General features: G+C 32.7%; 6 protein-coding genes. All 6 read right to left on the bottom strand.

The genetic code is table 11. The features are described 5' to 3' along the window. Nucleotides 1–881 (bottom strand): thiamine pyrophosphate-binding protein (locus tag AA81_RS12525; RefSeq protein ID WP_281256306.1); only part of this gene is annotated, 881 nt, incomplete at its 3' end. 32 nt (nt 882–913) lie between these two features. Then, nucleotides 914–1,135 carry a DUF2905 domain-containing protein gene (locus AA81_RS12520; RefSeq protein WP_245863640.1) on the bottom strand — a complete coding sequence of 74 codons (222 nt, stop codon included), beginning with the start codon at nt 1,133–1,135 and terminating at the stop codon, nt 914–916. Nucleotide 1,136: 1 nt separating this feature from the next. Continuing rightward, complete coding sequence (locus tag AA81_RS12515; protein WP_103899220.1) at nt 1,137–1,964, bottom strand: PSP1 domain-containing protein; 828 nt, start codon at nt 1,962–1,964, stop codon at nt 1,137–1,139. 21 nt (nt 1,965–1,985) lie between these two features. After that, nucleotides 1,986–3,032, bottom strand: a complete 1,047-nt coding sequence (locus AA81_RS12510; protein ID WP_103899219.1) for a DNA polymerase III delta subunit-related protein — start codon at nt 3,030–3,032, stop codon at nt 1,986–1,988. Nucleotides 3,033–3,056: 24 nt separating this feature from the next. Beyond that, a complete protein-coding gene (locus tag AA81_RS12505) occupies nt 3,057–3,527 on the bottom strand; it encodes a YaaR family protein (protein ID WP_103899218.1) in 471 nt (156 codons plus the stop codon). Nucleotides 3,528–3,544: 17 nt separating this feature from the next. Next, nucleotides 3,545–4,156 (bottom strand): flavodoxin-dependent (E)-4-hydroxy-3-methylbut-2-enyl-diphosphate synthase (locus AA81_RS12500; protein WP_146050397.1); only part of this gene is annotated, 612 nt, incomplete at its 5' end.

The following is a 4,156-nucleotide window of genomic DNA, read 5'->3' as shown; positions in this document are numbered from 1 at the left end:
GGATAATTTATTTTTTCCCTTGTTAAAGCCATATTTTTTCTTTTTTCGATATACTTTTCCACATCGTTTTCTAAACCTAATTCTTCTAAAGCCTTATTTAACTGTTCTTTAGTGAGTGCTTTACCGTGATAGGTTGGGGTGTTTTCCATAAAAGAAACACCTTTACCTATAATCGTTTTTGCTACAATCACAGTTGGCCTTAACGGCTCATTTTCAGCTACTTCTAGAGCCTTATTGATCTGCTCAAAATTGTGACCATCTATTTCTATTACATTCCAGCCAGCCGCTTCGTATTCTCCAACTATATTTACTGATAATATATCTCTAGCTCTTCCAGATATTTGGATATCGTTGTAATCAAGTAATACTATTAGGTTATTTAGTCCTTCTTTTATTGCAGTTCTTCTAGCTTCGGCAATTTGACCTTTTGAACTTTCTCCATCACTACTAAAAACGTAAACTCTATAATCCTTTTTCCTCTTTTTCGCTGCCAAAGCCATTCCTATCCCAGCTGATAAGCCTTGACCTAAATTCCCTGTTGACCACTCAACACCCGGTATCCCACGGGTAACATGTCCTTCAAATACGCTTCCGGCATATCTGAATCCTGAAATAACTTCTTCAATGTCTACAAAACCCATCCTTGCTAAAGCTACATAAAAACCAGGGGAAGTGTGACCATGACTAACCACAATCCTATCTCTATCTGGATTGAAAGGATCTTCCGGAAAAATATTTGCCCTATTCAATACCGATAAAAACATGTCAATTGAAGACATAGACCCTGCGGGATGACCAGAATTAGCCACAGTGGTCATCTTCAATATATCTCCTCTGGCTATTAACGACAAGCTCTGTATCTCTTTCAAGCTTTTTTTCAATGAATCCACCTCCAAAGAATTTACATCTATTATTAGAAAAATCTTCGAATGATAATTGATAGTAATGTGATTATTCCACTTACAATAAGCATTGTTGTAATAGGAATATATAAAACGAAATTTTCTCTTTTTATTATTATATCTCCAGGAAGTCTTCCGAGTTTTATATTAAACGCAAACATCAACCCTATTATTACAAACAAAATACCGAGTGTTATGAATATAACCGCAATTGTTCTCATACGATCATCCATTCTAAGAATTACCGTTGTTGAAATAAGAAAAAGGAACCTTGATTAAGATAGGTTGATTTTCTTCTATTACCTGTAGTGAGACTTCTTTTAAGAACACGTTGACAGTTACAACTCTGGCTGGCTTCCCTTCGTATTCTATTGTAGTATTCTCATTTGGAACATTTTTAAGGACCTCTTTATAGAAGTCATTCTCATATTTCAAACAACAAAGAAGTTTCCCACATCTGCCTGAGATTTTAGCGGTGTTTATCATCATCTGTTGCGTTTTAGCCAGTTCCATCTTTATAGAAGAAAAATCTCTCAAAAATCTACTACAACAAGCTTCTTGACCACATAAACCAATTGATCCAATCTTCTTTACTTCATCCCTGGCTCCTACTTGTTTAAGTTCTATTCTTGTTTTGTACCTTTTAGCTAATATCTTTACCAATTCTCTGAAATCTATTCTGACATCGGAACCAAAGTGAATTACTAATTTTGATCTATCAAAAGTAAAATCGGCATCAAGAATTCTCATTTTTAATCCTAATGCTCTAACCATCTGTTTTGCGTATTGTGCTACTTCTTTAGCCTTTTGATCATTTTCTTCTACTTGTTTTTTGTCTTCATCTCCAACCCTTCTAATTATTGAATTAGGTTCATATCCAATTTCTTCAAACCTCATAGTAACAGGTCCCATCACAATCCTTCCAACTTCTATTCCATTTTCTGTTTGAACTAAAACATAGTCAAATATATTAATCTTTTCAATCCCTAAATAATTATAATAATGTATAGGACCTAATTTTTCCAATTCCACCCCATAAACTTCAGCTTTTAGATCTATCAAAAGATTTCACTCCCATTGTTATTATTTAATAGTTCTACTAAAACATCTCTTAATTCTAAAAAAATGAGTAAATATTTCCATTTCAAAGTTAAAGTTAGCTAATCTCATCGTAGACATCCTGTTCAGATATGAAACTGTATTTTTGATTTGCTCTATATCAACATCAACAATATGTTCATTCAATCCAAAGAAGTAAACCAATGAATTATTCCAAAAATATTTCCACTTGGAAGAATTCAAAAATATCATTGAATCTCTCAATAAAATCGAACCTAAAGCAGATATATTACGTAAAAAAGACAAATTTTCTACATCATTTTTTATTTGGGAAATATCTTTTATTAGATAAAAGAACTCTTTATCGTTTAAATTTATTAATATATTCCAAAATTTATAATAAGAAAGAGCAAACTTTAATTTGTTTTCTGGCAAATCGAGCGGCAATTTAAAATTGTTTAATAATTCATCAACATTTTTGGCTGAAAATTTGACTATCCGCTCTACCTCATCTTTAATTCGAGATATATCAGTATTTTCATCATTCAGAAATAATAGAACCCCTAAATCATAATGCCGAAAAAAATTGAAATAAATTCCTATTTCCCCGTATTTGCTATTAATATTCTCAATTAAAACTGAAGGGATGGAAAGATCAACCCTTATAAAACGACTTTTTACAGTGGGTAACAAATAATTCCACCTCGTAGTAGTTCCAAATACCAAAGCATATTCAGGAGGCTCTTCGATTAATTTAAGCGAAGCGTTTGCCGCTTCAACATTCAATCTATCTATATCCTCAAAAAAAACAACCTTCACCTTTGCATAGTTAGGTTTATACATTAAAAACTCTTCCACATCCCTAACTTGCTCTATCTTAATATTTCCACCAGAAGGTTTTATAACTAAGGTATCTAATTTATTGAAAGCCGAAACTGAATTTAATAATTCATCTCTGAAATTATATAAAATGAAATTATCTTCAGAAACAAAACACATGGAACTCGCCTTAATTACGTCTATTTTTGATTGAATTTTTTCTATTGTATCATAAAAGAATGAATTACTCAAAAGAAACACCTTCTATACAACTTCTTATTTGTACAAATCTAAAATCAAGCCGTTTATTTCGTCGATTTTTGATGCGTATAATAATGTATTTTTCTCTCTTTTTAAAATCATATCAGTCAATTCCATGAGTTTGCCATCAACTACTTCTGCAACTACATGTAGTTGAGGCGCTGAGTTTTTAAAATCAAGATCGTTTTTTATCACATACCAATGTTTTTCCAATCTTTTAAGGAAATCTTTAATAGAATTTCTATACTCTCTTAGATTTGATTGAGTTGGAGATTTCACAAAGTTATTCCCAAGTTTAAGAATATCGTCAATCAACCTCCTTAACTCACTCTCACTGATTTTTATATTTGTATCAACTAGCACATCAAAAAAGCCTTCTTTTTCTTTCACTTCAGAAGCAGAAAAATCTTTATCTTTTGATTTTTTTATCTTCCTTTTTTTCAACTCTTTATCTGTTTTTTTTCGGGTGATAGGATCTATCTCCATAATTTCCCCTTCTTTAATTAAGGATTCTGAACCTCTTCTATAATCTCAAAAAGTTTCTCTTCTATCTCGTTTCTCTTAAAGGTCCCGAAAAGTTCCCCTTTAAGAAAAATAGCCGCTGATGAATTTTTGGTCCCAACTATAGCAATATCAGAATGCTTAGCTTCGCCAGGGCCGTTAACTATGCACCCCATAACCGCTACAGTGATATTTTTGTTAACCTCTTTGTCTTTGACCATTTTTTTTACCTCATAGGCTAACCCTTCAACATCGATCTCTGCTCTTGCGCAAGTAGGACAGGCTATGACTCTTACCCCCGTTCTTAAACCTAAGGCTATTAGCAAATCTTTTGCCAATTCAACTTCTCTGAGTGGATCCCCGCTGATGGATATTCTGATTGTATCTCCTATGTCGTTTATAAGTAAAGATCCTAAACCTGCTGAAGACAGAATAACGGCATCTTCAAAGACACCCGCTTCAGTAACGCCTATATGAAAAGGATAAGGTATCAACTGCGAAAGATATTGATTGGCAACAAAAGTTTCTTTTGCATCAACAGATTTGACAGAGACGACAATATCGTAAAAACCTTCTTTTTCTAATAATCTAACTTCTTTTAAAGCACTTTCAGC

Source organism: Petrotoga halophila DSM 16923 (assembly GCF_002924615.1).
Note: the sequence above shows the minus strand (reverse complement) of the source record. Positions and strands in the feature narration are given on the sequence as shown.